At 54.5% G+C, this 23,222-nt stretch carries 25 protein-coding genes, 5 tRNA genes and 1 other RNA gene; 22 read left to right on the forward strand and 9 right to left on the reverse strand.

The features are described 5' to 3' along the window. The 20 genes from ACOTXF_RS06065 to pnuC form a co-directional block, all read left to right on the forward strand. Positions 1-78 (forward strand): IS1 family transposase (locus ACOTXF_RS06065; RefSeq protein WP_001401901.1); only part of this gene is annotated, 78 nt, incomplete at its 5' end. Positions 79-685: 607 nt separating this feature from the next. Beyond that, positions 686-2,254, forward strand: coding sequence for a cytochrome ubiquinol oxidase subunit I (gene cydA, locus ACOTXF_RS06070; RefSeq protein ID WP_008501098.1), 1,569 nt, complete (start codon positions 686-688; stop codon positions 2,252-2,254). A gap of 15 nt (positions 2,255-2,269) precedes the next feature. Continuing rightward, on the forward strand, positions 2,270-3,409 hold the full coding sequence (cydB, locus tag ACOTXF_RS06075; RefSeq protein ID WP_008501099.1) for a cytochrome d ubiquinol oxidase subunit II: 1,140 nt from the start codon (positions 2,270-2,272) through the stop codon (positions 3,407-3,409). 14 nt (positions 3,410-3,423) lie between these two features. Further along, positions 3,424-3,537: a cytochrome bd-I oxidase subunit CydX gene (gene cydX, locus ACOTXF_RS06080; RefSeq protein ID WP_003858598.1), complete on the forward strand. Its 114-nt coding sequence runs from the start codon at positions 3,424-3,426 to the stop codon at positions 3,535-3,537. Then, positions 3,537-3,827, forward strand: coding sequence for a cyd operon protein YbgE (ybgE, locus tag ACOTXF_RS06085; protein ID WP_008501100.1), 291 nt, complete (start codon positions 3,537-3,539; stop codon positions 3,825-3,827). Before cydX ends, ybgE begins: the two co-directional genes overlap by 1 nt. A 148-nt stretch (positions 3,828-3,975) precedes the next feature. Next, complete coding sequence (gene ybgC, locus ACOTXF_RS06090) at positions 3,976-4,380, forward strand: tol-pal system-associated acyl-CoA thioesterase (protein ID WP_003858593.1); 405 nt, start codon at positions 3,976-3,978, stop codon at positions 4,378-4,380. Next, on the forward strand, positions 4,377-5,069 hold the full coding sequence (gene tolQ / locus ACOTXF_RS06095) for a Tol-Pal system protein TolQ (RefSeq protein WP_008501101.1): 693 nt from the start codon (positions 4,377-4,379) through the stop codon (positions 5,067-5,069). The genes ybgC and tolQ overlap by 4 nt, the downstream gene beginning before the upstream one ends. Before the next feature lie 3 nt (positions 5,070-5,072). Then, on the forward strand, positions 5,073-5,501 hold the full coding sequence (gene tolR, locus ACOTXF_RS06100; RefSeq protein WP_003858589.1) for a colicin uptake protein TolR: 429 nt from the start codon (positions 5,073-5,075) through the stop codon (positions 5,499-5,501). A 28-nt stretch (positions 5,502-5,529) separates the two neighbouring features. Beyond that, positions 5,530-6,798 carry a cell envelope integrity protein TolA gene (tolA, locus tag ACOTXF_RS06105; protein WP_047745280.1) on the forward strand — a complete coding sequence of 423 codons (1,269 nt, stop codon included), beginning with the start codon at positions 5,530-5,532 and terminating at the stop codon, positions 6,796-6,798. Positions 6,799-6,932: 134 nt separating this feature from the next. After that, positions 6,933-8,225 carry a Tol-Pal system beta propeller repeat protein TolB gene (gene tolB, locus ACOTXF_RS06110; protein ID WP_008501103.1) on the forward strand — a complete coding sequence of 431 codons (1,293 nt, stop codon included), beginning with the start codon at positions 6,933-6,935 and terminating at the stop codon, positions 8,223-8,225. Positions 8,226-8,260: 35 nt separating this feature from the next. Beyond that, positions 8,261-8,782 (forward strand): peptidoglycan-associated lipoprotein Pal, encoded by a 522-nt coding sequence (pal, locus tag ACOTXF_RS06115; RefSeq protein ID WP_003858578.1) that lies wholly within the window; start codon positions 8,261-8,263, stop codon positions 8,780-8,782. 9 nt (positions 8,783-8,791) lie between these two features. Beyond that, positions 8,792-9,586, forward strand: coding sequence for a cell division protein CpoB (gene cpoB, locus ACOTXF_RS06120; protein ID WP_047745282.1), 795 nt, complete (start codon positions 8,792-8,794; stop codon positions 9,584-9,586). Between the two features lie 161 nt (positions 9,587-9,747). Continuing rightward, a tRNA-Lys gene (locus tag ACOTXF_RS06125) sits at positions 9,748-9,823 on the forward strand. 27 nt (positions 9,824-9,850) lie between these two features. Continuing rightward, positions 9,851-9,926: transfer RNA gene (locus ACOTXF_RS06130), tRNA-Val, on the forward strand. 3 nt (positions 9,927-9,929) lie between these two features. Continuing rightward, positions 9,930-10,005, forward strand: a tRNA-Lys gene (locus ACOTXF_RS06135). A 46-nt stretch (positions 10,006-10,051) separates the two neighbouring features. Continuing rightward, positions 10,052-10,127 (forward strand) — tRNA-Lys (locus ACOTXF_RS06140). A gap of 24 nt (positions 10,128-10,151) precedes the next feature. Further along, positions 10,152-10,227: transfer RNA gene (locus tag ACOTXF_RS06145), tRNA-Lys, on the forward strand. A 26-nt stretch (positions 10,228-10,253) separates the two neighbouring features. After that, a non-coding RNA gene (locus tag ACOTXF_RS06150) (RtT sRNA) lies at positions 10,254-10,382 on the forward strand. A gap of 191 nt (positions 10,383-10,573) precedes the next feature. After that, positions 10,574-11,617 carry a quinolinate synthase NadA gene (gene nadA / locus ACOTXF_RS06155; protein WP_045417495.1) on the forward strand — a complete coding sequence of 348 codons (1,044 nt, stop codon included), beginning with the start codon at positions 10,574-10,576 and terminating at the stop codon, positions 11,615-11,617. A 22-nt stretch (positions 11,618-11,639) separates the two neighbouring features. Next, the gene (gene pnuC / locus ACOTXF_RS06160; RefSeq protein ID WP_023293003.1) at positions 11,640-12,359 is read left to right on the forward strand and encodes a nicotinamide riboside transporter PnuC; all 720 of its coding nucleotides are present in this window, start codon (positions 11,640-11,642) and stop codon (positions 12,357-12,359) included. Here pnuC and zitB read toward each other — a convergent pair. Both zitB and ACOTXF_RS06170 read right to left on the reverse strand, forming a co-directional pair. Beyond that, positions 12,356-13,288, reverse strand: a complete 933-nt coding sequence (zitB, locus tag ACOTXF_RS06165; protein ID WP_045417493.1) for a CDF family zinc transporter ZitB — start codon at positions 13,286-13,288, stop codon at positions 12,356-12,358. The two genes, pnuC and zitB, sit on opposite strands and share 4 nt — an antisense overlap. A gap of 106 nt (positions 13,289-13,394) precedes the next feature. After that, a complete protein-coding gene (locus ACOTXF_RS06170) occupies positions 13,395-13,772 on the reverse strand; it encodes a YbgS-like family protein (RefSeq protein ID WP_045417514.1) in 378 nt (125 codons plus the stop codon). A gap of 304 nt (positions 13,773-14,076) precedes the next feature. On the opposite strand from ACOTXF_RS06170, the gene aroG reads away from it, so the two are divergent. Continuing rightward, on the forward strand, positions 14,077-15,129 hold the full coding sequence (gene aroG, locus ACOTXF_RS06175) for a 3-deoxy-7-phosphoheptulonate synthase AroG (protein ID WP_008501110.1): 1,053 nt from the start codon (positions 14,077-14,079) through the stop codon (positions 15,127-15,129). Between the two features lie 61 nt (positions 15,130-15,190). Here the strand turns inward: aroG and gpmA are convergent, their stop codons facing one another. The 7 genes from gpmA to modE form a co-directional block, all read right to left on the reverse strand. Further along, complete coding sequence (gene gpmA, locus ACOTXF_RS06180; protein WP_008501111.1) at positions 15,191-15,943, reverse strand: 2,3-diphosphoglycerate-dependent phosphoglycerate mutase; 753 nt, start codon at positions 15,941-15,943, stop codon at positions 15,191-15,193. 206 nt (positions 15,944-16,149) lie between these two features. Then, positions 16,150-17,190: a galactose-1-epimerase gene (gene galM / locus ACOTXF_RS06185; RefSeq protein ID WP_021241010.1), complete on the reverse strand. Its 1,041-nt coding sequence runs from the start codon at positions 17,188-17,190 to the stop codon at positions 16,150-16,152. Further along, a complete protein-coding gene (gene galK, locus ACOTXF_RS06190; protein WP_045417490.1) occupies positions 17,184-18,332 on the reverse strand; it encodes a galactokinase in 1,149 nt (382 codons plus the stop codon). The genes galM and galK overlap by 7 nt, the downstream gene beginning before the upstream one ends. A 3-nt stretch (positions 18,333-18,335) precedes the next feature. Continuing rightward, positions 18,336-19,382 (reverse strand): galactose-1-phosphate uridylyltransferase, encoded by a 1,047-nt coding sequence (gene galT, locus ACOTXF_RS06195; RefSeq protein ID WP_008501114.1) that lies wholly within the window; start codon positions 19,380-19,382, stop codon positions 18,336-18,338. A gap of 9 nt (positions 19,383-19,391) precedes the next feature. Beyond that, positions 19,392-20,408 carry a UDP-glucose 4-epimerase GalE gene (galE, locus tag ACOTXF_RS06200; protein WP_008501115.1) on the reverse strand — a complete coding sequence of 339 codons (1,017 nt, stop codon included), beginning with the start codon at positions 20,406-20,408 and terminating at the stop codon, positions 19,392-19,394. A gap of 201 nt (positions 20,409-20,609) precedes the next feature. Further along, positions 20,610-22,082, reverse strand: a complete 1,473-nt coding sequence (modF, locus tag ACOTXF_RS06205) for a molybdate ABC transporter ATP-binding protein ModF (RefSeq protein ID WP_047745286.1) — start codon at positions 22,080-22,082, stop codon at positions 20,610-20,612. 67 nt (positions 22,083-22,149) lie between these two features. Next, entirely contained in the window at positions 22,150-22,938 is a 789-nt protein-coding gene (modE, locus tag ACOTXF_RS06210; protein WP_047745289.1) for a molybdenum-dependent transcriptional regulator, read from the reverse strand. A gap of 127 nt (positions 22,939-23,065) precedes the next feature. On the opposite strand from modE, the gene ACOTXF_RS06215 reads away from it, so the two are divergent. Further along, positions 23,066-23,215, forward strand: coding sequence for an AcrZ family multidrug efflux pump-associated protein (locus ACOTXF_RS06215; RefSeq protein ID WP_008501118.1), 150 nt, complete (start codon positions 23,066-23,068; stop codon positions 23,213-23,215). Positions 23,216-23,222: the final 7 nt, after the last annotated feature.

The following is a 23,222-nucleotide window of genomic DNA, read 5'->3' on the forward strand; positions in this document are numbered from 1 at the left end:
TCACTGTCGTTCTCAAAATCGGTGGAGCTGCATGACAAAGTCATCGGGCATTATCTGAACATAAAACACTATCAGTAAGTTGGAGTCATTACCAGTAAAATAAATGTAATTGCGAAGGGTTGCATAAATGCCGTGGAAAAATAACCCGGCCCGACTATGCTTTATTGTTTGCCGCGCATCGAAATGAGGCTTTTGTTTCGCGTTAATTAAAATCACTTCTGTTTATATTTTTTTTCGTCCTCGATAACCAATCACATCTTTACATGCACATATCATTAACATGGTTTTTACCATTCTCACCATGATTAAACATAGTTAACATCAAGGTTTGTTTTTGATTTAAATCAAAGTTTAATCCTTGGAAAAAGGTGCTGAAAAGCGCTAAATTGTTCCCGATCAAAATGGCCGAAAAGTGGTAATTTTGCTATAAATTGATCACCGTCGAAAAACGTAAATGTGATTCAATAAAAACCTGTTTATTGTAAGGGTTTTGCAGCGTATTATATTTGCGGTATCAATTTGAGTTTTTTATTAACGTATTTGTAACCTCACGTCATCGTTTTTATCCTCCTTCAGGGTAATAACGACGACAAGGATGCGAATAATTTGTATTGGGGCATGCGTGTGGATCTCTTTCTGACGGGGTTCACTCTCGGAGTCTTCATGCGATGAGCAAGGAGTCATGATGTTAGATATAGTCGAACTGTCGCGCTTACAGTTTGCCTTGACCGCGATGTACCACTTCCTGTTTGTGCCACTGACGCTCGGTATGGCGTTCCTGCTGGCCATCATGGAAACGGTATACGTTCTCTCCGGCAAACAGATTTATAAAGATATGACCAAGTTCTGGGGCAAGTTGTTTGGTATCAACTTCGCACTGGGCGTGGCAACCGGTCTGACCATGGAGTTCCAGTTCGGGACTAACTGGTCTTACTATTCCCACTATGTAGGGGATATCTTCGGTGCGCCGCTGGCCATTGAAGGTCTGATGGCATTCTTCCTTGAATCCACCTTTGTAGGTCTGTTCTTCTTCGGTTGGGACCGTCTGGGTAAAGTCCAGCATATGGCGGTGACCTGGCTGGTGGCATTAGGTTCGAACCTGTCCGCGCTGTGGATCCTGGTCGCGAACGGCTGGATGCAGAACCCTATCGCGTCTGATTTCAACTTCGAAACCATGCGTATGGAGATGGTCAGCTTTGCCGAGCTGGTCCTGAACCCGGTTGCTCAGGTTAAATTCGTTCACACCGTCGCTTCTGGCTATGTGTGCGGCGCGATGTTTGTACTGGGTATCAGTTCTTACTACATGCTCCGCGGTCGTGACTTCGCGTTTGCTAAACGCTCCTTTGCTATCGCTGCAAGCTTCGGTATGGCTGCGATTCTCTCTGTTATTGTTCTGGGTGATGAATCCGGTTACGAAATGGGCGACGTGCAGAAAACCAAACTGGCCGCTATCGAAGCCGAATGGGAAACCCAGCCGGCACCTGCTGCCTTTACGCTGTTCGGTATTCCCGATCAGGACGCGCAGGAAAACCGCTTCGCTATTCAAATCCCTTACGCGCTGGGTATCATCGCCACCCGTTCTGTTGATAAGCAGGTGACGGGTCTGAAAGAGCTGATGGTGCAGCACGAAGAGCGTATCCGTAACGGTATGAAAGCCTACTCGCTGCTGGAACAGCTGCGTGCCGGTTCTACCGACCAGGCCGTTCGCGATCAGTTTAACGATGTGAAGAAAGATCTGGGTTACGGTCTGCTGCTGAAGCGTTATACCCCGAACGTTTCTGATGCGACGGAAGCGCAGATCCAGATGGCAACCAAAGACTCAATTCCACGCGTTGCGCCACTGTACTTCGCATTCCGTATCATGGTGGGCTGCGGCATCATTATGCTGCTGATCATTGCGGCGTCCTTCTGGTCCGTGATTCGCAACCGCATCGGCGAGAAAAAATGGCTGCTGCGCACCGCGCTGTACGGTATTCCACTGCCGTGGATCGCGATTGAGTCCGGCTGGTTTGTGGCGGAATATGGCCGTCAGCCATGGGCGATCGGTGAGGTGCTGCCAACGGCGGTAGCGAACTCGTCCCTGACCGCAGGCGACCTGATCTTCTCCATGCTGCTGATTTGTGGTCTGTACACCCTGTTCCTGGTGGCTGAACTGTTCCTGATGTTCAAGTTCGCGCGCCTTGGCCCAAGCAGCCTGAAAACCGGTCGCTATCACTACGAGCAGTCCACTGCGACTACTCAGCCGGCACGCTAAGACAGGAGTCATCAAATGATCGATTATGAAGTATTGCGTTTTATCTGGTGGCTGCTGGTTGGCGTTCTGCTGATCGGTTTCGCCGTCACGGATGGTTTCGACATGGGGGTGGGGATGCTCACCCGTTTCCTCGGTCGTAATGACACCGAGCGTCGAATCATGATCAACTCCATCGCCCCGCACTGGGACGGTAACCAGGTGTGGCTGATCACCGCAGGCGGCGCGCTGTTCGCTGCCTGGCCGATGGTCTACGCGGCTGCGTTCTCCGGTTTCTATGTGGCGATGATTCTGGTGCTGGCCTCTTTATTCTTCCGTCCGGTCGGTTTCGACTACCGTTCGAAGATTGAAGATACCCGCTGGCGCAACATGTGGGACTGGGGCATCTTCATCGGTAGCTTCGTTCCACCGCTGGTGATCGGCGTGGCGTTCGGTAACCTGCTGCAGGGCGTACCGTTCCACCTGGACGAATACATGCGTCTTTACTACACCGGTAACTTCTTCCAGCTGCTGAATCCGTTTGGTCTGCTGGCCGGTGTCGTCAGCGTGGCAATGATCATCACTCAGGGCGCAACCTACCTGCAGATGCGTACCGTAGGCGAGCTGCATCTGCGCTCCCGCGCGACGGCTCAGGTTGCTGCGCTGGTTACGCTGGTCTGCTTCGCGCTGGCCGGTGTGTGGGTGGTGTACGGCATTGATGGCTACGTGGTGACGTCTGCCATTAACCACACCGCACCGTCTAACCCGCTGACCAAAGAAGTGGCGCGTCAGGCGGGAGCATGGCTGGTGAACTTCAACACTACCCCTGTGCTGTGGGCGATCCCGGCGCTGGGCGTGCTGCTGCCGCTGCTGACCATGTTGACGTCTCGTCTGGAAAAAGGCGCGCTGGCGTTCGTGTTCTCTTCACTGACTCTGGCATGCATCATCCTGACGGCGGGTATTGCGATGTTCCCATTCGTCATGCCATCCAGCACCATGCTGAATGCTAGCCTGACCATGTGGGATGCTACGTCCAGCCACATGACGCTGAACCTGATGACGTATGTTGCTTGCGTGTTCGTTCCGATTGTTCTGGCCTACACCATTTGGTGTTACTGGAAAATGTTCGGCCGCATCACGAAAGAACATATCGAAAGCAACACCCACTCTATGTATTAAGTAAGGAGCTGAATATGTGGTATTTCGCATGGATTTTAGGGACGCTTCTTGCCTGTGCATTTGGTGTCATCACTGCCCTGGCGCTTGAGCACGTAGAAGCGACCAAAGCGGGTGAAGAAAAACACTGATGAATATTATCGCGAAACTTTACGCGGTAATGGACAAGCGCCCGTTACGGGCGCTTTCTTTAGTGATGGCATTACTGCTGGCAGGCTGTATCTTCTGGGACCCTTCGCGCTTTGCAGCGAAAACCAGCGAGCTTGAAATCTGGCACGGCTTCCTCATTATGTGGGCGGTGTGCGCAGGTGTGATCCACGGCGTGGGCTTTCGTCCGAAAGCCGTTCACTGGCAGGGAATTTTTTGCCCGCTAATCGCCGATCTGGTGCTACTCGCCGGTTTGATTTTCTTCTTCTTCTGAATAAGAAATGTCCGTTAACGTTATGGGCTTACCCGAGCCCATAAAAATTTACTCTCCGTTTACTTTCCCCCATTCCAAACCATCTTTCCCGCGCGTATAGTAGCGAAGTTTAAAAGCTCTAACTTTTGTTGCATTACTGGGATGTAAAGTGAATACAACGCTGTTTCGATGGCCGGTTCGTGTCTATTACGAAGATACCGATGCCGGTGGTGTGGTTTACCACGCCAGCTACGTTGCTTTTTATGAACGGGCACGCACAGAGATGCTGCGCCATCATCACTTTAGTCAACAGGTGCTGTTGGCTGAGCGAGTTGCCTTCGTGGTACGCAAGATGACGCTTGAGTATTTTGCGCCTGCCAGACTCGACGATATGCTCGAAGTCCAAACTGAAATTACATCAATGCGCGGGACCTCACTGGTTTTCACGCAGCGGATAGTCAACGCAGAGAATACCGTACTGAACTCAGCTGAAGTGCTGATTGTTTGTGTTGATCCAACCATAATGAAGCCTCGTGCGCTTCCTAAGTCTATTGTCGCGGAGTTTAAGCAGTGACTGACATGAATATCCTTGATTTGTTCCTGAAGGCAAGCCTTCTGGTTAAACTTATCATGTTGATTTTGATTGGTTTTTCAATCGCATCCTGGGCCATCATCATCCAGAGAACGCGTATCCTCAATGCCGCTGGCCGTGAAGCTGAAGCGTTTGAAGATAAGTTCTGGTCGGGCATTGAGCTTTCTCGTCTGTACCAAGAGAGCCAGGGGCGTCGTGAAAACCTGACCGGCTCCGAGCAAATTTTCTATAGCGGTTTCAAAGAGTTCGCCCGTCTGCATCGTGCAAACAATCATGCGCCGGAAGCGGTGGTGGAAGGTGCCTCGCGTGCGATGCGCATTTCGATGAACCGCGAGCTGGAAAACCTTGAAACGCATATTCCGTTCCTCGGTACTGTCGGTTCCATCAGCCCGTATATCGGCCTGTTTGGTACCGTGTGGGGGATCATGCACGCCTTTATCGCGCTGGGCGCGGTGAAGCAGGCCACGTTGCAGATGGTTGCACCGGGTATCGCTGAAGCACTGATTGCGACCGCTATCGGTCTGTTTGCGGCAATTCCTGCGGTTATGGCTTACAACCGTCTGAACCAGCGCGTGAACAAACTGGAACTGAACTACGACAACTTTATGGAAGAGTTCACTGCGATTCTGCACCGTCAGGCGTTTACCAGCACCGAGAGCAACAAGGGGTAAACCATGGCCAGATCGCGTGGACGAGGTCGTCGCGAGCTCAAGTCCGAAATCAATATCGTTCCACTGCTGGACGTCCTGCTGGTACTGCTGCTGATCTTCATGGCAACAGCGCCAATCATTACCCAGAGCGTGGAAGTGGATCTGCCGGATGCGACAGAATCACAGGCGGTGAGCACCAATGACGATCCTCCGGTTATCATTGAGGTTTCCGGCGTAGGGCAATACAGCGTCGTGGTAGAAAAAGATCGTATGGATCAGCTGCCACCTGAGCAGGTTATTGCCGAAGCGCAGCGTCGCCTGGAGTCAAATCCGAAAACGGTCTTCTTAATCGGTGGCGCGAAAGACGTACCCTACGATGAAATTATTAAAGCGCTGAACTTGCTACATAGTGCGGGTGTTAAGTCAGTTGGCTTAATGACCCAACCTATTTGATCATCCGCGTAGTTTTTGGGAACCGATAGTGTCAAAGGCAACCGAACAGAACGACAAGCTTAAGCGAGCGATAATCGTCTCCGCAGTGCTGCACGTTATTCTCTTTGCAGCGCTGATCTGGAGTTCGTTCGACGAGCATATTGATGCATCAGCTGGCGGCGGTGGAGGATCTTCCATTGACGCCGTCATGGTGGATCCCGGTGCGGTAGTACAGAACTATAATCGCCAACAGCAGCAGAAGGCGAGTGCAAAACGGGCTGAAGAGCAGCGTGAAAAACAGGCGCAACAGCAAGCGGAAGAACTGCGTGAAAAGCAGGCTGCCGAGCAGGAACGTCTGAAGCAGCTTGAAAAAGAACGTTTGCAGGCGCAGGAAGCTGCGAAAGCGCAGGCAGAGCAGCAGAAACAAGCCGAAGAGGCCGCGAAAAAAGCACAGGAACAGCAAAAGCAGGCGGAAGAGGCGGCAGCAAAAGCCGCAGCAGACGCGAAAGCACAGGCTGATACCCAGGCGAAATTAGCGGCAGAAGCGGCGAAGAAAGCGGCTGCTGATGCCCAGAAGAAAGCGGAAGCCGAAGCCGCGAAGAAAGCGGCCGCTGATGCTCAGAAGAAAGCGGAAGCCGAAGCCGCGAAGAAAGCCGCAGCTGATGCGCAGAAGAAAGCAGAAGCGGAAGCCGCGAAGAAGGCCGCTCAGGAAGCAGAGAAGAAAGCTGCTGCCGAGGCCGCGAAGAAAGCGGCTGCTGCAGAGAAAGCAGCAGCAGAAAAAGCCGCGGCAGAAAAAGCGGCAGCCGCCGAAAAAGCCGCTGCTGACAAAAAAGCTGCAGCTGAGAAGGCCGCTGCCGATAAGAAAGCAGCAGCTGAAAAAGCGGCTGCTAAAAAGGCTGCCGCCGCTGAAAAAGCCGCTGCTGCCGCAGGGGTTGACGATCTGCTCGGCGATTTGAGCTCCGGTAAGAATGCGCCGAAAACGGGCGGTGGGGCGAAAGGAAACAACGCAGCGCCGACCGGAAGTGGTAACACTAAGAGTAACGGTGCGACAGGGGCTGAAATCAACGGTTATGCCGCGCAGATTAAATCCGCTATTGAAAGCCGATTCTATGATGCGTCTTCCTATACCGGTAAAACGTGTACGTTGCGTATAAAACTGGCTCCGGACGGCATGCTGCTGGATATTAAGTCTGAAGGTGGCGACCCGGCTCTATGTACTGCGGCCCTGGCTGCAGCGCGTCAGGCGAAGATGCCTAAACCGCCTTCGCAGGCAGTCTACGAAGTCTTCAAAAATGCGCCGCTGGACTTCAAACCTTAAGTTACATTTTCCCCGTGCAAACGGGGAAAAATAGACCAGGTTTAGTCACAGGGTTCGGGTAGTTTTGTCTATTTGAGTTTGTTAACATTCTGCTAAATTATCGTGGGTAAGGTTACCCGGATAAGGGAGATATGATGAAGCAGGCATTACGTGTAGCATTTAGTTTTTTAATGCTGTGGGCAGCAGTACTGCACGCAGAAGTACGTATCGAGATCACCCAGGGGGTGGACTCGGCACGCCCAATCGGTGTTGTTCCGTTCCAGTGGGCCGGTCCTGGCGCTGCACCTGAAGATGCCGGTGGCATCGTGGCGGCTGACCTGCGTAACAGCGGTAAATTCAACCCGTTAGATCGTTCTCGCCTGCCTCAGCAGCCGGGTAGCGCGCAGGAAGTTCAGCCTGCAGCATGGTCTGCACTGGGTATTGATGCCGTGGTTGTGGGTCAGGTTACCCCTAATCCGGACGGTTCTTACAACGTGGCCTGGCAGCTGGTGGATACCGGCGGTGCACCAGGTACCGTTCTGGCCCAGAACTCTTACAAGGTCACTAAGCAGTACCTGCGCTACGCGGCACACGCTGCCAGCGATGCGGTATTTGAAAAACTGACCGGCATTAAAGGCGCGTTCCGTACCCGTATAGCGTACGTGGTGCAGACCAACGGTGGTCAATTCCCGTACGAACTGCGCGTATCTGACTACGATGGCTACAACCAGTTCCTGGTGAAACGCTCCTCGCAGCCACTGATGTCTCCAGCCTGGTCTCCGGACGGTTCTAAGCTGGCGTATGTCACCTTCGAAAGCGGCCGTTCTGCGCTGGTTATCCAGACGCTGGCAAACGGTGCGGTTCGTCAGGTGGCGTCTTTCCCACGTCACAACGGTGCACCTTCATTCTCTCCGGACGGCTCTAAACTGGCCTTTGCGCTGTCAAAAACCGGTAGCCTGAACCTGTACGTGATGGACATTGGCTCTGGCCAGATCCGTCAGGTGACCGACGGTCGCAGCAACAACACCGAACCTTCATGGTTCCCGGACAGTCAAAACCTGGCTTTTACCTCTGACCAGGCCGGCCGTCCACAAATCTATAAAGTGAACATCAACGGCGGCGCTCCGCAGCGTATTACCTGGGAAGGTTCTCAGAACCAGAACTCAGACGTGAGCAGCGACGGTAAATTTATGGTAATGGTCAGCTCCAACGGCGGGCAGCAGCACATTGCCAAACAAGATCTGGTAGCGGGTGGCGTGCAAGTTCTGTCGTCAACGTTCCTGGATGAAACGCCAAGTCTGGCACCTAACGGCACTATGGTAATCTACAGCTCTTCTCAGGGGATGGGATCTGTGCTGAATCTGGTTTCTACAGATGGGCGTTTCAAAGCGCGTATTCCGGCAACTGATGGACAGGTAAAATCACCTGCCTGGTCGCCGTATCTGTAAATAATAATTAATTGATTACTAAAGGAATCATAGAAATGCAACTGAACAAAGTGCTGAAGGGGCTGATGATCGCTCTGCCTGTAATGGCAATCGCAGCGTGTTCTTCAAACAAGAACGCCAGCAATGACCAGAGCGGCGAAGGCATGATGGGTGCCGGCACCGGTATGGACGCGAACGGCAATGGCAACATGTCTTCTGAAGAGCAGGCGCGTCTTCAGATGCAGCAGCTGCAGCAGAACAACATCGTTTACTTCGATCTGGATAAATACGACATCCGTTCTGACTTCGCTGCGATGCTGGATGCGCACGCTAACTTCCTGCGTAGCAACCCATCTTACAAAGTCACCGTAGAAGGTCACGCGGACGAACGTGGTACCCCAGAGTACAACATCTCCCTGGGTGAACGTCGTGCTAACGCTGTTAAAATGTACCTGCAGGGTAAAGGCGTTTCTGCTGACCAGATCTCCATCGTTTCTTACGGTAAAGAAAAACCTGCAGTACTGGGTCACGACGAAGCGGCTTACTCCAAAAACCGTCGTGCCGTACTGGTTTACTAAGAGAATTGCATGAGCAGTAACTTCAGACATCATCTGTTGAGTCTGTCGTTACTGGTTGGAATAGCGGCCCCCTGGGCCGCTTTTGCTCAGGCACCAATCAGTAGTGTCGGCTCAGGCTCGGTAGAAGACCGGGTCACTCAACTCGAGCGTATTTCTAACGCTCACAGCCAGCTTTTAACCCAACTCCAGCAACAACTTTCCGATAACCAGAATGATATTGACTCTCTCCGCGGTCAGATTCAGGAAAGCCAGTATCAGCTTAATCAGGTTGTGGAACGTCAGAAGCAAATCTTGTTGCAGATAGATAGCCTGAGCAGCGGTGGTACAGCAGCGCAGCCAGCCGCAGGCGATCAGAGCGGTGCGGCGACGTCTACGCCAGCGCCATCTGCTGATACGTCTGCCTCAACAGGCGCGCCTGTACAGAGCGGTGACGCAAATACGGACTACAATGCGGCCATTGCCCTGGTGCAGGATCAATCTCGTCAGGATGACGCGATTGCTGCGTTTCAGAGCTTTGTTAAGAAATACCCTGATTCCACTTATCAGCCAAATGCCAATTACTGGCTCGGTCAGTTGAATTACAACAAGGGTAAAAAGGACGATGCGGCGTTTTATTTTGCCTCAGTGGTGAAAAATTACCCAAAATCGCCGAAAGCGCCAGATGCGATGTATAAGGTTGGCGTGATCATGCAGGACAAAGGCGACACGGCGAAAGCCAAAGCGGTTTATCAGCAGGTGGTCGCAAAATTCCCGGGTACCGAAGGTGCTAAGCAGGCGCAAAAACGTCTGAATTCGATGGGATGATTATCGCATGACCAGAAATCGCGTTATTTCTGGTCGTGCAGCATGATTACTAAGCAGTTAAGTGATCTTCATCGAAATTTTTGTTGCGCAGAATTCTTAAATCAGTAATATATGCCGCCGTTGCCACGGGATATCAAACAACGTGAAAGCAGCATAAAAGTGGGTCGTTAGCTCAGTTGGTAGAGCAGTTGACTTTTAATCAATTGGTCGCAGGTTCGAATCCTGCACGACCCACCACTTAACGCAGTTCCGGCAGTACAGAGTGGGTGATTAGCTCAGTTGGTAGAGCATCTCCTTTACACGGAGGGGGTCGGCGGTTCGAGCCCGTCATCACCCACCACTCGGGTCGTTAGCTCAGTTGGTAGAGCAGTTGACTTTTAATCAATTGGTCGCAGGTTCGAATCCTGCACGACCCACCACTTTAAAGTGGTACCGAGTAAAAATCTTCGAAGTCAGCACCCGAATGGGTCGTTAGCTCAGTTGGTAGAGCAGTTGACTTTTAATCAATTGGTCGCAGGTTCGAATCCTGCACGACCCACCACTTCGAAGAAAAAAATCCCGCAAGGGGTCGTTAGCTCAGTTGGTAGAGCAGTTGACTTTTAATCAATTGGTCGCAGGTTCGAATCCTGCACGACCCACCAATGTAAAAAAGCGCCCTAAAGGCGCTTTTTTGCTATCTGCGATCTGGATGATTCGAACCTGCAGCAGGTTCGAGCCGAACGCAGTGAGGCACCGGAGCCGTTTACGGCGACGGCCCGAAGGGCGAGCGAAGCGAGTCATCCTGCACGACCCACCAGTGTAGAAAGGCGCCCTAAAGGCGCCTTTTTGCTATCTGCGGTACAACAAATGCTCCGCCCATCTATTCCCGGTGACTTTTCACGCCAGATTCGCTATCTTGTTTAGTATACAAAACACAATTGCCACGCGTTTTGCTATGTCAGGCAAATGAAAGGCAATATTGTTAAGCCCGTAAAACGAGAAGCCATAATGAGTGTGATGTTTGATCCTGAAGCCGCAATCTATCCGTTTCCGCCTAAGCCTGTCCCACTGAGCCAGGACGAAAAGCAGTATTACCGCGAGAAGATTAAACGTCTTCTTAAAGAGCGCGACGCGGTGATGGTGGCCCATTACTACACCGACCCGGAAATTCAGCAGCTGGCGGAAGAGACCGGCGGCTGCATTTCTGACTCACTGGAGATGGCGCGCTTCGGTGCACGACATCCCGCTTCCACGCTGCTGGTGGCCGGCGTGCGTTTTATGGGCGAAACGGCAAAGATCCTGAGCCCGGAAAAAACCATTCTGATGCCCACGCTTAACGCGGAGTGTTCCCTGGATCTCGGCTGTCCGATTGACGAATTCACGGCCTTCTGTGATGCCCACCCTGACCGGACCGTGGTGGTTTACGCGAACACGTCGGCAGCAGTGAAAGCGCGGGCAGACTGGGTGGTCACGTCAAGCATCGCCGTTGAGCTGATTGAACATCTGGACAGCCTGGGTGAGAAGATTATCTGGGCGCCTGATCGTCATCTCGGCAACTATGTTCAGAAGCAGACGGGGGCTGACGTACTCTGCTGGCAGGGCGCCTGTATCGTTCATGACGAGTTCAAGACGCAGGCGCTGGCGCGCATGAAGGCGCTTTATCCTGACGCCGCCATTCTTGTGCACCCTGAATCTCCGCAGTCGATTGTCGACATGGCGGATGCGGTGGGTTCAACCAGCCAGCTTATTAACGCGGCCAGAACGTTGTCTCACAAGCAGCTTATCGTGGCGACCGATCGCGGTATCTTCTACAAGATGCAGCAGGCCGTGCCGGAGAAAGAGCTTCTCGAAGCGCCTACGGCAGGCGAGGGGGCAACGTGCCGCAGCTGTGCACATTGCCCGTGGATGGCGATGAACGGCCTGAAAGCGATTGCCGAAGGGTTAGAAACCGGTGGTGCGGCGCATGAAATCCACGTGGATGCTGGCCTGCGTGAAGGCGCGTTAATTCCGCTTAACCGCATGCTGGATTTTGCGGCTACACTACGTACTTAATTCACTACGCCCCGGGGAAAAGATGGATTTTTTTAGCACACAGAACATTCTGGTTCATATACCGATTGGTGCAGGTGGCTATGACCTGTCATGGATTGAGGCCGTTGGTACGCTGGCGGGACTATTGTGTATCTGGCTGGCAAGCCTTGAGAAGATCAGTAATTATGCATTCGGGCTGATTAACGTCACGCTGTTTGCGATTATCTTCTTCCAGATCCAGCTGTACGCCAGCCTGCTTTTGCAGCTGTTCTTCTTCGCCGCCAATATTTACGGCTGGTATGCGTGGTCGCGTCAGAACAGCCAGCAGGAGGCAGAGCTGCAGATTCGCTGGCTGCCCTTGCCGAAAGCCATCGCCTGGTTTGTCGCCTGCGTGGTCGCCATTGGTTTAATGACCGTCTTCATCAATCCGGTGTTTGCGTTCCTGACCCGCATTGCCGTTTCGGTCATGTCCGGCATCGGCCTGAACGTGACGATGCCAGAACTCCAGCCGGATGCTTTCCCGTTCTGGGATTCCTGCATGATGGTGCTGTCGATTGCAGCGATGATTCTGATGACCCGTAAATACGTTGAGAACTGGCTGCTGTGGGTCATCATCAACGTTATCAGCGTGGCGATCTTCGCCCTGCAGGGCGTCTATGCCATGTCGCTGGAATATCTGTTGCTGACCTTCATCGCGCTGAACGGTAGCCGGATGTGGATTAACAGCGCGCGTGAGCGAGGCTCTCGCGCGCTTTCCAGCTAGTGGTCATGATGATGTGAATGACCGGACTGCGCCTCGTTAAGGTGGCAGTCCGGTCCGCTACAGGGCTGATACTCCATCTGAACGGTGGCATGGCTAATGTCGTAGTGATGTTCCAGGAAGTGCTGGATGCGATCGAGCAGCGCATCGTGGTCGTGAGGCGGGATCACCTGGACATGGAGCGTCATGACCGGTTTCTCCCCCACCAGCCAGACGTGCACGTGGTGGACATTGCGGACTTCCGGAACAGTACGGCGCAGGTTGCGCTTCAGCTCGTCGATGTCCATGGATGCCGGAGCCCCTTCAAGCAGTTCATTCACGCTCTCCTTCAGCAGCCGCCAGGCGCTGCGCAAGACCAGACACGACACCAGCACGGACAAAATCGGATCGACAGGCGTCCAGCCGGTATAGAGGATCACCAGCGCGGCGACAATCGCCCCGACTGAACCGAGCAAATCCCCCAGCACATGCAGAGCCGCCGCGCGCACGTTGAGGTTCTTTTCCTCGCTGCCGCGGTGCAAAATCCAGAAGGCCAGGATATTCGCCACCAGCCCTGCCACGGCAATCACCATCATTGTCGCCCCGGCAATCGGCTGAGGATGTCTGAACCGCTGAATGGCCTCCCAGACGATAAGAATGGTAATGACCACCAGGGCAATCGCGTTAACAAAGGCGGCAAGGGTCGTCAGCCTCAGCCAGCCGAAGGTATGGCGCGTATTGGGGGGACGACGGGCAAACTGGACGGCCAGAAGGGCGAAAAGTAGCGCCGCTGCATCGGTAAGCATATGCCCGGCGTCAGCCAGTAGCGCCAGAGAGCCGGAGACCAGACCGCCGATGACCTCAATAATCATGAAGGTTGCGGTGACGCCGAAGGCCAGCAGCAATCGTTTAGCGTTGTCGTCGCCGGCGGCGTGGGAATGTGTCTGTGCCATGTTATCTTTCCTGATTCGTTATCGTTTTTAGTGTAGCGTTTTTAATAGGTTACTCAAAAAGAAAGGAGAGCCTTAGCTCTCCTTTTATCATTAATTTCACAGCAGGTTACTGAGTCGTACCATCTGTTTTGGTATTGGCATCATCCCCCACTTTGTCATTCGGGTCGGGACATTTGCCATCTTTACACATGGAGTTCTTATGAACTTCATCTTTGCTCATGCTGTCATGATTCATGGTGCCGGAGTCGGTACCGTTGGGGTGCAGCATGGTGCCGCCGGTGTTGGTGTTTCCATTATTGATCTGACTATTATCGACATTGTTCGGGGCGACGTTCTGTTTGGCATCAGGGGCGACCTGGCCTGCTGACGCAGCCGCGTTTGCATCACCGTTACCCGATGAGCCCGTTTCGGCCGCAAGAACGCTACCGCTGGCCAGGGTGAGGGTGGTGGTCAGGAAGAGGGTTGCCAGTTTTGTCATTTTCATCATGGTGCTCCTGTTCTTGTCGTTACGCTGGATAACTTTTTCCAACAGTGCATCTTTTTCAGAGGCGAAAGATTCCGCCATACGGACTTACGTCAGTCGGGAATCGCGTTTAAGCGTGTAAAAATGGTTGTTACAGTTAAAAAGCTTAGGTTAGATCTCGTTTTTCGCTATTTTGTGGCGATTTTTAGGCGAATTCCAGGAATTATCTGCGTGAAGTGTAAAACCGTGTTTACACTTCCTGAGCGACAAGATAGATTGAAAGGATTGCTTTCATTACTAAAGATATGGCAGAGCTGGAACGAAGATGAATTATCAGAATGACGATTTACGTATTAAAGAGATCAATGAGTTATTACCTCCTGTAGCACTCCTTGAGAAATTCCCCGCCACTGAAAATGCCGCAAACACGGTTTCTCATGCTCGTAAAGCGATCCATAAGATCCTGAAAGGTAATGACGATCGTCTTCTGGTGGTGATTGGCCCATGCTCTATCCACGATCCTGCTGCCGCGAAAGAATACGCAGCCCGTCTGCTCACCCTGCGTGAAGAGCTGAAGGATGAGCTGGAAATCGTGATGCGCGTCTATTTTGAAAAACCGCGCACCACCGTTGGCTGGAAAGGGCTGATTAACGATCCGCACATGGATAACAGCTTCCAGATCAACGACGGCCTGCGCATTGCGCGCAAGCTGCTGCTGGAGATTAACGACAGCGGCCTGCCTGCGGCCGGTGAGTTCCTGGATATGATTACGCCCCAGTATCTGGCAGACCTGATGAGCTGGGGGGCAATTGGTGCCCGCACTACTGAATCTCAGGTTCACCGCGAGCTGGCGTCCGGTCTCTCTTGTCCGGTAGGCTTCAAAAACGGCACTGACGGCACCATTAAGGTGGCTATCGACGCCATCAACGCAGCGGGCGCACCGCACTGCTTCCTGTCCGTGACCAAATGGGGCCACTCCGCCATCGTTAACACCAGCGGTAACGGTGACTGCCATATCATTCTGCGCGGCGGCAAAGAGCCGAACTACAGCGCAAAGCATGTGGCCGAAGTCAAAGTCGGGCTGGAAAAAGCCGGGCTGCCACCGCAGGTGATGATCGATTTCAGCCACGCCAACTCCAGCAAGCAGTTTAAAAAGCAGATGGAAGTGGGCGCAGACGTCTGTCAGCAGATTGCCGGCGGTGAGAAGGCGGTAATTGGGGTGATGATCGAAAGCCATCTGGTTGAAGGTAACCAGAACCTGGAAGGCAGCGAGCCGCTGGTGTACGGCAAGAGCGTGACCGATGCCTGCATCGGCTGGGATGACACCGACGCCATCCTGCGCCAGCTGGCGAATGCGGTGAAAGCGCGTCGCGGTTAATTCTGACGGCTCAAATAAAAAAGCGCGGACGGTTCCGCGCTTTTTTTATGGTCAGCGAAAATTACTTCGCTTTACCCTGGTTCGCAACGGCCGCCGCTTTCGCTGCGATTTCGTCCGCGTTACCCAGGTAGTAGTGTTTGATTGGCTTGAAGTTTTCGTCGAACTCATACACCAGCGGTACGCCAGTTGGGATGTTCAGTTCGAGAATTTCGTCTTCACCCATGTTGTCCAGGTATTTCACCAGCGCACGCAGGGAGTTACCGTGAGCGGCGATAATCACGCGCTCGCCGCTTTTCAGACGTGGCAGAATGGTTTCGTTCCAGTAAGGCACAACGCGGTCGATGGTCAGCGCCAGGCTCTCGGTGGTTGGCAGCTCAGCGTCGGTCAGTTTCGCGTAACGCGGGTCGTGGCCCGGGTAGCGCTCGTCATCTTTGGTCAGCTCTGGTGGGGTGACCGCGAAGCCGCGACGCCACTGTTTAACCTGCTCGTCACCGTATTTCTCAGCGGTTTCCGCTTTGTTCAGGCCCTGCAGCGCACCGTAGTGACGCTCGTTCAGTTTCCACGATTTCTCAACCGGCAGCCAGGCCTGGTCCAGTTCGTCCAGCACGTTCCACAGGGTATGGATGGCACGTTTCAGCACAGAGGTGTAAGCAAAATCAAAGCTGAAGCCTTCTTCCTTCAGCAGTTTACCTGCTGCTTTTGCTTCGCTTACGCCTTTCTCGGACAGATCAACGTCGTACCAACCGGTAAAGCGGTTTTCGTTGTTCCACTGGCTTTCGCCGTGACGCACCAGAACCAGCTTAGTAATAGCCATCTCTTACTCCTCAAGCATTTTTAGAATGATAACAATTCTCATTATATTGCCGTGGCCGTGCCAGCAGCAACGCTTAACCCTAACCATAGCGAAAATAGTCTCTGAGTGTAAGATGCTTGTGAATCCAGGGTTATGATTTTGTCTGCGATCGGCGCTATTTTCAGCAAGGCGCACAGAAAAAAGCCCTCCAGAGGGAGGGCTGAATATTAATGTGGAATAAAATGATATTCCGTCACGCTAACGTACTCTTCACCCGGGCGCAGCACGCAGTCCGGCTGCGGCCATTCCGGATGATTCGGGCTGTCCGGCAGGAACTCGCTCTCCAGCGCCAGGCCTTGCCAGTCGCTGTACTCTTCGTGTTCGCGCGCCGTCGTGCCGCCGAGATAGTTACCTGAGTAGAACTGCAGGGCAGGAGCGGTGGTATAAACCGTCATCTGCAGCTTCTCATCGGTGGACCAGACCTGTGCGGCAGGTTGTTTCACATCGCCTTTAGCCTGCAGCAGGAACGCGTGGTCGTAGCCTTTCACCTTGCGCTGGTCGTCATCGCTCAGGAAATCCTGGGCGATGGATTTCGCGCTGCGGAAGTCAAAGCTGGTGCCGCTCACGTCTTTGAGGCCCTGGTACGGAATGCCCATCTCATCAACCGGCAGATACGCATCCGCCAGGATCTGAAGCTTGTGGTTCCGCACGTCGCACTGGTTACCGTCCAGATTAAAGTACGCGTGATTGGTCAGGTTAACCGGACACGGCTTGTCGACCGTCGCACGGTATTCAATGGCGATACGGTTGTCGTCCGTCAATGTAAAGCGCGCGGAGGCGATAAGGTTACCCGGGAAGCCCTGATCGCCGTCCTGCGAATCCAGCGAGAACAGCACTTCGCCGTCGTTTTGACGAACAATCTTCCAGCGGCGTTTATCAAACCCGTCCGGGCCGCCGTGCAGCTGGTTCTCACCCTGGCTTGGCAGCAGGGTGTACTGCACGCCGTCGAGTTCAAAACGGCTCTTCGCGATGCGGTTCGCATAGCGCCCTACGGATGCGCCCAGATAGGCAGACTGATTAACATACTGCTCGGGTGAGGCGCAGCCGAGCAGGGTTTCGCGCACGCTGCCGTCCGGCATCGGTACGCGTGCTGAAAGAAGGGTTGCACCCCAGTCCATTAGCGTAACCACCATCCCCGCGCGATTGCGCAGGGTTAACAGGCGATACGGCAGACCATCCGGTGCGAGGGTAGGTGTTTCGTTTAGCACTGTCCGGCTCCTTGTGATGCTTTGCAAACATAGAAGGTTTCTTTGATACCTGTTTTTGCTTCGTACTGCTTCGCCACGGCGTCCTGTACGGCAGGGACCAGCTCCTCAGGCACCAGCGCAACGATGCAGCCGCCAAAACCACCGCCCGTCATGCGCACGCCGCCTTTGTCGCCAATGACCGCTTTGACGATCTCCACCAGGGTGTCGATCTGCGGCACGGTGATTTCAAAATCATCGCGCATGGAGGCGTGAGATTCCGCCATCAGTTCACCCATGCGTTTCAGATCACCTTTCGCCAGCGCGGACGCGGCTTCAACGGTACGGGCATTTTCCGTCAGCACGTGACGAACGCGTTTGGCGACAATCGGGTCCAGCTCGTGCGCCACTTTGTTAAATTCATTGAGCGTCACGTCGCGCAGGGCGGGCTGCTGGAAGAAGCGGGCGCCGGTTTCGCACTGCTCGCGGCGGGTGTTGTACTCGCTGCCCACCAGCGTGCGCTTAAAGTTGCTGTTGACGATCACGACAGCCGCGCCTTTTGGCAGGGGAACGGCTTTGGTGCCCAGCGAGCGGCAGTCGATCAGCAGCGCGTGCTCTTTTTTGCCCAGCGCGGAGATCAGCTGGTCCATGATGCCGCAGTTGCAGCCCACAAACTGGTTTTCCGCTTCCTGGCCGTTCAGGGCGAGTTGTGCGCCATCCAGCGGTAAATGATAGAGCTGCTGGAACACGGTGCCCACGGCGACCTCCAGAGACGCAGAGGAGCTTAAGCCTGCCCCCTGCGGCACGTTGCCGCTGATGACCAAATCGGCGCCGCCGAAGTTTTTATTACGCTTCTGCAGATGCTTCACCACGCCGCGCACGTAGTTAGACCACTGCTGGCTGTCGTGCGTCACAATCGGGGCATCGAGGGAAAACGCGTCCGTCTCATTACCGTAATCCGCCGCAATCACGCGAACCTGGCGGTCGTCGCGCTTCGCGCAGCTGATGACCGTCTGGTAATCGATGGCGCACGGCAGCACAAAACCGTCGTTGTAGTCGGTGTGTTCACCAATCAGGTTGACGCGGCCAGGTGCCTGAATTACGTGGGTGGCAGGGTAGCCAAATTTCTCAGCAAACAGGGATTGTGTTTTATCTTTCAGACTCATTTTTTAGACTCCTGATTCGCGATAGTGGACGTCGCTAACGGCGCGCAGACGTTCAGCCGCCTGTTCCGCCGTCAGATCACGCTGGGTTTCTGCCAGCATTTCGTAGCCCACCATAAATTTACGCACCGTCGCAGAGCGCAGCAGCGGCGGATAGAAATGGGCGTGCAGCTGCCAGTGCTGATTCTCTTCCCCGTTAAACGGTGCGCCGTGCCAGCCCATGGAGTACGGGAAGGAGCACTGGAACAGGTTGTCGTAACGGCTGGTCAGCTTTTTCAGCGCCAGGGCAAGGTCGTCGCGCTGCGCGTCGCTGAGCTCGGTGATGCGCTGCACGTGCGCTTTCGGCAGCAGCAGCGTCTCAAACGGCCAGGCGGCCCAGTAAGGCACGACGGCCAGCCAGTGTTCGGTCTCCACCACGGTACGGCTGCCGTCGGCCAGCTCACGCTGCGCGTAATCCACCAGCATCGGCGAGCCGTTTTCCGCGTAATACGCTTTTTGCAGGCGGTCTTCACGCTCGGCTTCGTTAGGCAGGAAGCTGTTCGCCCAGACCTGGCCGTGCGGGTGCGGGTTAGAGCAGCCCATGGCTGCACCTTTATTTTCAAACACCTGCACCCACGGGTAAGTCTGACCCAGCTCGGCAGTTTGCGCCTGCCAGGTGCTGACCACCTCTTTCAGTGCCTCAACGCTCAGCTCCGGCAGCGTTTTGCTGTGATCGGGAGAGAAGCAGATCACGCGGCTGGTACCGCGCGCGCTTTCACAGCGCATCAGCGGATCGTGGCTTTCCGGCGCGTCCGGCGTGTCGGTCATCAGGGCGGCAAAATCGTTGGTAAACACGAAGGTGCCTTTGTAGTCCGGGTTTTTATCCCCGGTGACGCGCGTATTGCCCGGACAGAGGAAGCAGTCCGGGTCGTGCTGCGGCAGGGTCTGTTTTGCAGGCGTCTCCTGCGCCCCCTGCCAGGGGCGCTTGGCGCGATGCGGAGAAACTAAAATCCATTGCCCGCTTAACGGGTTAAAGCGACGATGCGGATGATCGACGGGATTAAATTGCGTCATGACGGATCCTTAGTCCGGATAGCCTTGCGGGTGGCGTGACTGCCAGTGCCAGGTATCCTGTGCCATTTCATCAAGCGTGCGCGTAACACGCCAGTTAAGCTCTTTGTCGGCTTTGGTGGCGTCGGCCCAGTAAGCAGGCAGATCGCCCTCACGACGCGGTGCGAAGTGGTAGTTCACCGGCTTGCCGCAGGCTTTGCTGAAGGCATTAACCACGTCCAGCACGCTGCTGCCGACGCCAGCGCCGAGGTTGTAAATATGCACGCCCGGTTTATCCGCCAGCTGCTGCATGGCCGCAACGTGGCCGTCGGCCAGATCCATCACGTGGATATAGTCGCGCACGCCGGTGCCGTCTTCGGTCGGGTAGTCATTGCCAAAAATCGCCAGCGACTCGCGGCGGCCTACGGCCACCTGGGCGATATACGGCATCAGGTTGTTCGGAATGCCCTGCGGATCTTCCCCCATATCGCCAGACGGATGCGCACCGACCGGGTTGAAGTAGCGCAGCAGCGCGATGCTCCACTCCGGCTGGGCTTTTTGCAGGTCGGTCAGGATCTGCTCCACCATCAGCTTGCTTTTGCCGTACGGGCTCTGCGGCGTCCCGGTCGGGAAGCTTTCAACGTAAGGGATTTTAGGCTGATCGCCGTAGACGGTGGCGGAAGAGCTAAAGATGAAGTTTTTGACGTTGGCCGCACGCATGGCGGAGATGAGACGCAGGGTGCCGTTGACGTTGTTATCGTAATACTCAAGCGGCTTAGCAACGGATTCACCGACCGCTTTCAGACCCGCGAAGTGGATCACCGCTTCAATGGCGTGGTCGTGAAGGATCTCGGTCATCAGCGCTTCGTTACGGATGTCGCCTTCCACGAACGTCGGGTGTTTACCGCCAAGACGTTCAATCACAGGCAGCACGCTGCGCTTACTGTTGCACAGGTTGTCGAGAATGATGACGTCATGGCCGTTTTGCAGCAGCTGCACGCAGGTATGACTACCTATGTAACCGCTACCACCTGTTACCAGAACTCGCATATTTCGCTCCATTGGGCTTATGGTATGTAATAACCATAGCATAACAGAGACGCGAAAAGTGTGACATGGGATAAAATAGTGGAATCGTTTACACTGTTTTTAAAATCCGATTTTCAGCTACCGTGAGGCATTGTAGATCAACGGGATAGCAATGTATTAGTGCAGGTTATCTGAAAAACGGAGGGCGGTGCCCTCCGGGGATTAATCGATTTTGCTTTGCCGATAGTAATAGTGCTCACCGTCCGGAACAAACTCCAGGCGATGGGTGATGCAGGAGGGGGCGTCTTCGGCATGATGTGAAACGAACAGCAGCTGCGTTTCACCTTCGCTAATCAGCACGTCCACAAAGCGGCGGATAAGCTGGCGGTTCAACGGGTCGAGTCCCTGCAGCGGTTCGTCGAGGATCAGCAGCGTAGGGTGTTTCACCAGCGCGCGAACGATCAGCGCCAGACGCTGCTGCCCCCACGAAAGACTATGAAACGGCGCGTCAGCAACCCGGTTGTCCATGCCCAGAATGTCCAGCCACTGCTGGGCCAGCTTGTGCTGTTTGTCCGACACCGCCTGATAAATGCCGATGGAGTCAAAATACCCGGAGAGGATCACGTTGCGTACCGTGGTACTGACCCGGTAATCCAGATGCAGGCTGCTGCTGACGTAGCCGATATGTTTTTTGATATCCCAGATGGTTTCGCCGCTGCCGCGACGCCGACCGAACAGCGTGAGGTCGTTGCTGTAGCCCTGCGGATGATCGCCGGTGATCAGGCTCAGCAGCGTGGACTTCCCCGCGCCGTTGGGGCCGACAATCTGCCAGTGCTCGCCTGGATTGACCGTCCAGCTGAGGTGATTAAGGATCGGGCGATCGTCATAAGCGACCACCCCATCGCGCAGCACGATGCGCGGCTGGTGGGGATCAAGCGCGTGGCGCGCCGACGGGGCGTCGGGTTCCGGAAGGGTAATACCGTCGAGCTGTTCGCTGTGCGCGAGCTGGGCAATCAGCGCCTGCTTAAGCAGCGCGGTTTTTTCGCCGGTCTCTGTGAGGTTACAGTCGGCCAGGACGCCCGCGTGCTGGATAAAGTCCGGAATTTCATCAAAACGGTTAAGCACCAGCACGAGGGTATATCCCTGCTGATTAAGCGACGCCAGCAGAGACGCCAGCTGCGCCCGGGACTGCACGTCAAGACCGTCGAACGGTTCGTCCAGAATAAGCAGTTCAGGTTCGCTCATCAGCGCCTGACAAAGCAGCGTTTTTCGCGTCTCGCCGGTCGAAAGGTATTTAAAGCGCCGGTTCAGCAGAGGGGTGATACCGAACTGTTCTGCCAGGCGCTGGCAGCGGGCGGGATCCTTCACTTCATCCTGAATAATTTCCGCCGTCGTACGGCCGGTATCGTCTTCGCCAGGGCTGAGCAAATCGGTGTTGTTGCGCTGCCACTCGTCGCTGACCAGCTTTTGCAGTTGTTCAAACGACAGGCGCGTCAGGCGCGTAAAGTCGCTCTGGTATTCGCCCTTGAGGAGGTTGAGCTCTCCGGCCAGCGCGCGGGCCAGCGCGGATTTACCGCTGCCGTTTGTGCCGACAAACGCCCAGCTTTCACCCGCGCGTAGCGTCAAATCAGCAATCGTCAGCGTTCGGGTATCGCTAAGACGAAACGTGCCTTGCGAAATATGCAATGATGACATGATTTATCCCTGTTTTTGCAGCACCAGATATCAGGGATACGCACTGTCGGTAAGATTGTCAATGTGCTCAGCACAAAGTGGCGATAATCACCCGGTCCGCGTTGAAATACGCGGTGACGGCAGCACCTTCTTCTACGTTGTCCGACTCGCTGAGCGGTATGGTCGCGCAAAGCGGCTGCCCATCTGCCAGGGTCATCAGCACTTCGCACTGCGTCTGGCCGCGTTCGATATGGCTGATGGTGCCCTGCAGCTGGTTATCTGCTGTCTTTGCCGCGTCGGGATCGCGTGTGATACTGACCCACGGCGCCTTCAGGAGCACCAGCACCTCTTTCCCTTCATCCAGTTCAAGACGTTCCGCGCTTTGCGCCGTTATGGCGGCCTTCAGACGGGTGGTGCCATCGGCAAGCAGGATCTCAATATGCTGCTGTATCTGCAGATTGTCGCGCGCCGTCACCGTACCAAACCACTGGTTGCGGGCGCTGGTTTGTAGCGAGAAGCGGGAAATGGCGGCCAGCAGACTGTCCAGCGGAACGTGATCGTCATCGCTTAACGCATCGAACGCCTTTTGCTGAATCTGGGCCAGCAGATCGTAAAGCTGAATAAGACGCTGGCCATAACGCGTCACGATTGCACCGCCGCCGCCTTTGCCGCCCGTGGCTCTGTCCACCAGCGGCTGTTCACTCAGGGTGTTCATGTCGTTGATGGCGTCCCAGGCACTTTTGTAGCTGATGCCCGCGTTTTTCGCCCCCTGGCTAATCGAGCCCGTTTGTTCTATTTGTTTAAGCAGGGCGATACGTCGCGGATCGGCGAAAAGCTTTTGCTGAAGTCGGAGTGTGAGAAGAATTTCGGCCTGCATAACAGTGTCCTGGCAAAAAGGGTATTGTGACCCAAATGGTGCAGGGCGCAAAGGGTACCGCACAAAAGGGGATGTTTTTCTCACTTGAAAGGGTAGAATAAGCTGTTCACAATATCTGGAGAAAACCATGTTAGAGTTGTTGAAAAGTCTGGTATTCGCCGTGATCATGGTACCAGTAGTGATGGCCATCATCCTCGGTGCCATCTACGGCCTGGGTGAAGTGTTCAACGTCTTTTCGAACATTGGTCACAGAGACCAGGCTAAAAAGCAGCATTGATTCCCCC

The sequence above is a fragment of the Enterobacter cloacae complex sp. IR53041 genome (assembly GCF_049238285.1).
GTDB lineage: Bacteria > Pseudomonadota > Gammaproteobacteria > Enterobacterales > Enterobacteriaceae > Enterobacter > Enterobacter roggenkampii.

Excerpts from the sequence above, each read along its gene's own strand:
- galT (WP_008501114.1), bottom strand. The coding sequence starts at position 19,382 with ATGACGCAATTTAATCCCGTCGATCATCCGCATCGTCGCTTTAACCCG.
- ACOTXF_RS06215 (WP_008501118.1), top strand. The coding sequence starts at position 23,066 with ATGTTAGAGTTGTTGAAAAGTCTGGTATTCGCCGTGATCATGGTACCA.
- gpmA (WP_008501111.1), bottom strand. The coding sequence starts at position 15,943 with ATGGCTATTACTAAGCTGGTTCTGGTGCGTCACGGCGAAAGCCAGTGG.
- cydB (WP_008501099.1), top strand. The coding sequence starts at position 2,270 with ATGATCGATTATGAAGTATTGCGTTTTATCTGGTGGCTGCTGGTTGGC.
- modF (WP_047745286.1), bottom strand. The coding sequence starts at position 22,082 with ATGTCATCATTGCATATTTCGCAAGGCACGTTTCGTCTTAGCGATACC.
- ybgE (WP_008501100.1), top strand. The coding sequence starts at position 3,537 with ATGAATATTATCGCGAAACTTTACGCGGTAATGGACAAGCGCCCGTTA.
- nadA (WP_045417495.1), top strand. The coding sequence starts at position 10,574 with ATGAGTGTGATGTTTGATCCTGAAGCCGCAATCTATCCGTTTCCGCCT.
- galK (WP_045417490.1), bottom strand. The coding sequence starts at position 18,332 with ATGAGTCTGAAAGATAAAACACAATCCCTGTTTGCTGAGAAATTTGGC.
- modE (WP_047745289.1), bottom strand. The coding sequence starts at position 22,938 with ATGCAGGCCGAAATTCTTCTCACACTCCGACTTCAGCAAAAGCTTTTC.
- tolR (WP_003858589.1), top strand. The coding sequence starts at position 5,073 with ATGGCCAGATCGCGTGGACGAGGTCGTCGCGAGCTCAAGTCCGAAATC.
- cpoB (WP_047745282.1), top strand. The coding sequence starts at position 8,792 with ATGAGCAGTAACTTCAGACATCATCTGTTGAGTCTGTCGTTACTGGTT.
- pal (WP_003858578.1), top strand. The coding sequence starts at position 8,261 with ATGCAACTGAACAAAGTGCTGAAGGGGCTGATGATCGCTCTGCCTGTA.
- zitB (WP_045417493.1), bottom strand. The coding sequence starts at position 13,288 with ATGGCACAGACACATTCCCACGCCGCCGGCGACGACAACGCTAAACGA.
- tolB (WP_008501103.1), top strand. The coding sequence starts at position 6,933 with ATGAAGCAGGCATTACGTGTAGCATTTAGTTTTTTAATGCTGTGGGCA.
- pnuC (WP_023293003.1), top strand. The coding sequence starts at position 11,640 with ATGGATTTTTTTAGCACACAGAACATTCTGGTTCATATACCGATTGGT.
- ACOTXF_RS06170 (WP_045417514.1), bottom strand. The coding sequence starts at position 13,772 with ATGAAAATGACAAAACTGGCAACCCTCTTCCTGACCACCACCCTCACC.
- galE (WP_008501115.1), bottom strand. The coding sequence starts at position 20,408 with ATGCGAGTTCTGGTAACAGGTGGTAGCGGTTACATAGGTAGTCATACC.
- aroG (WP_008501110.1), top strand. The coding sequence starts at position 14,077 with ATGAATTATCAGAATGACGATTTACGTATTAAAGAGATCAATGAGTTA.
- cydA (WP_008501098.1), top strand. The coding sequence starts at position 686 with ATGTTAGATATAGTCGAACTGTCGCGCTTACAGTTTGCCTTGACCGCG.
- cydX (WP_003858598.1), top strand. The coding sequence starts at position 3,424 with ATGTGGTATTTCGCATGGATTTTAGGGACGCTTCTTGCCTGTGCATTT.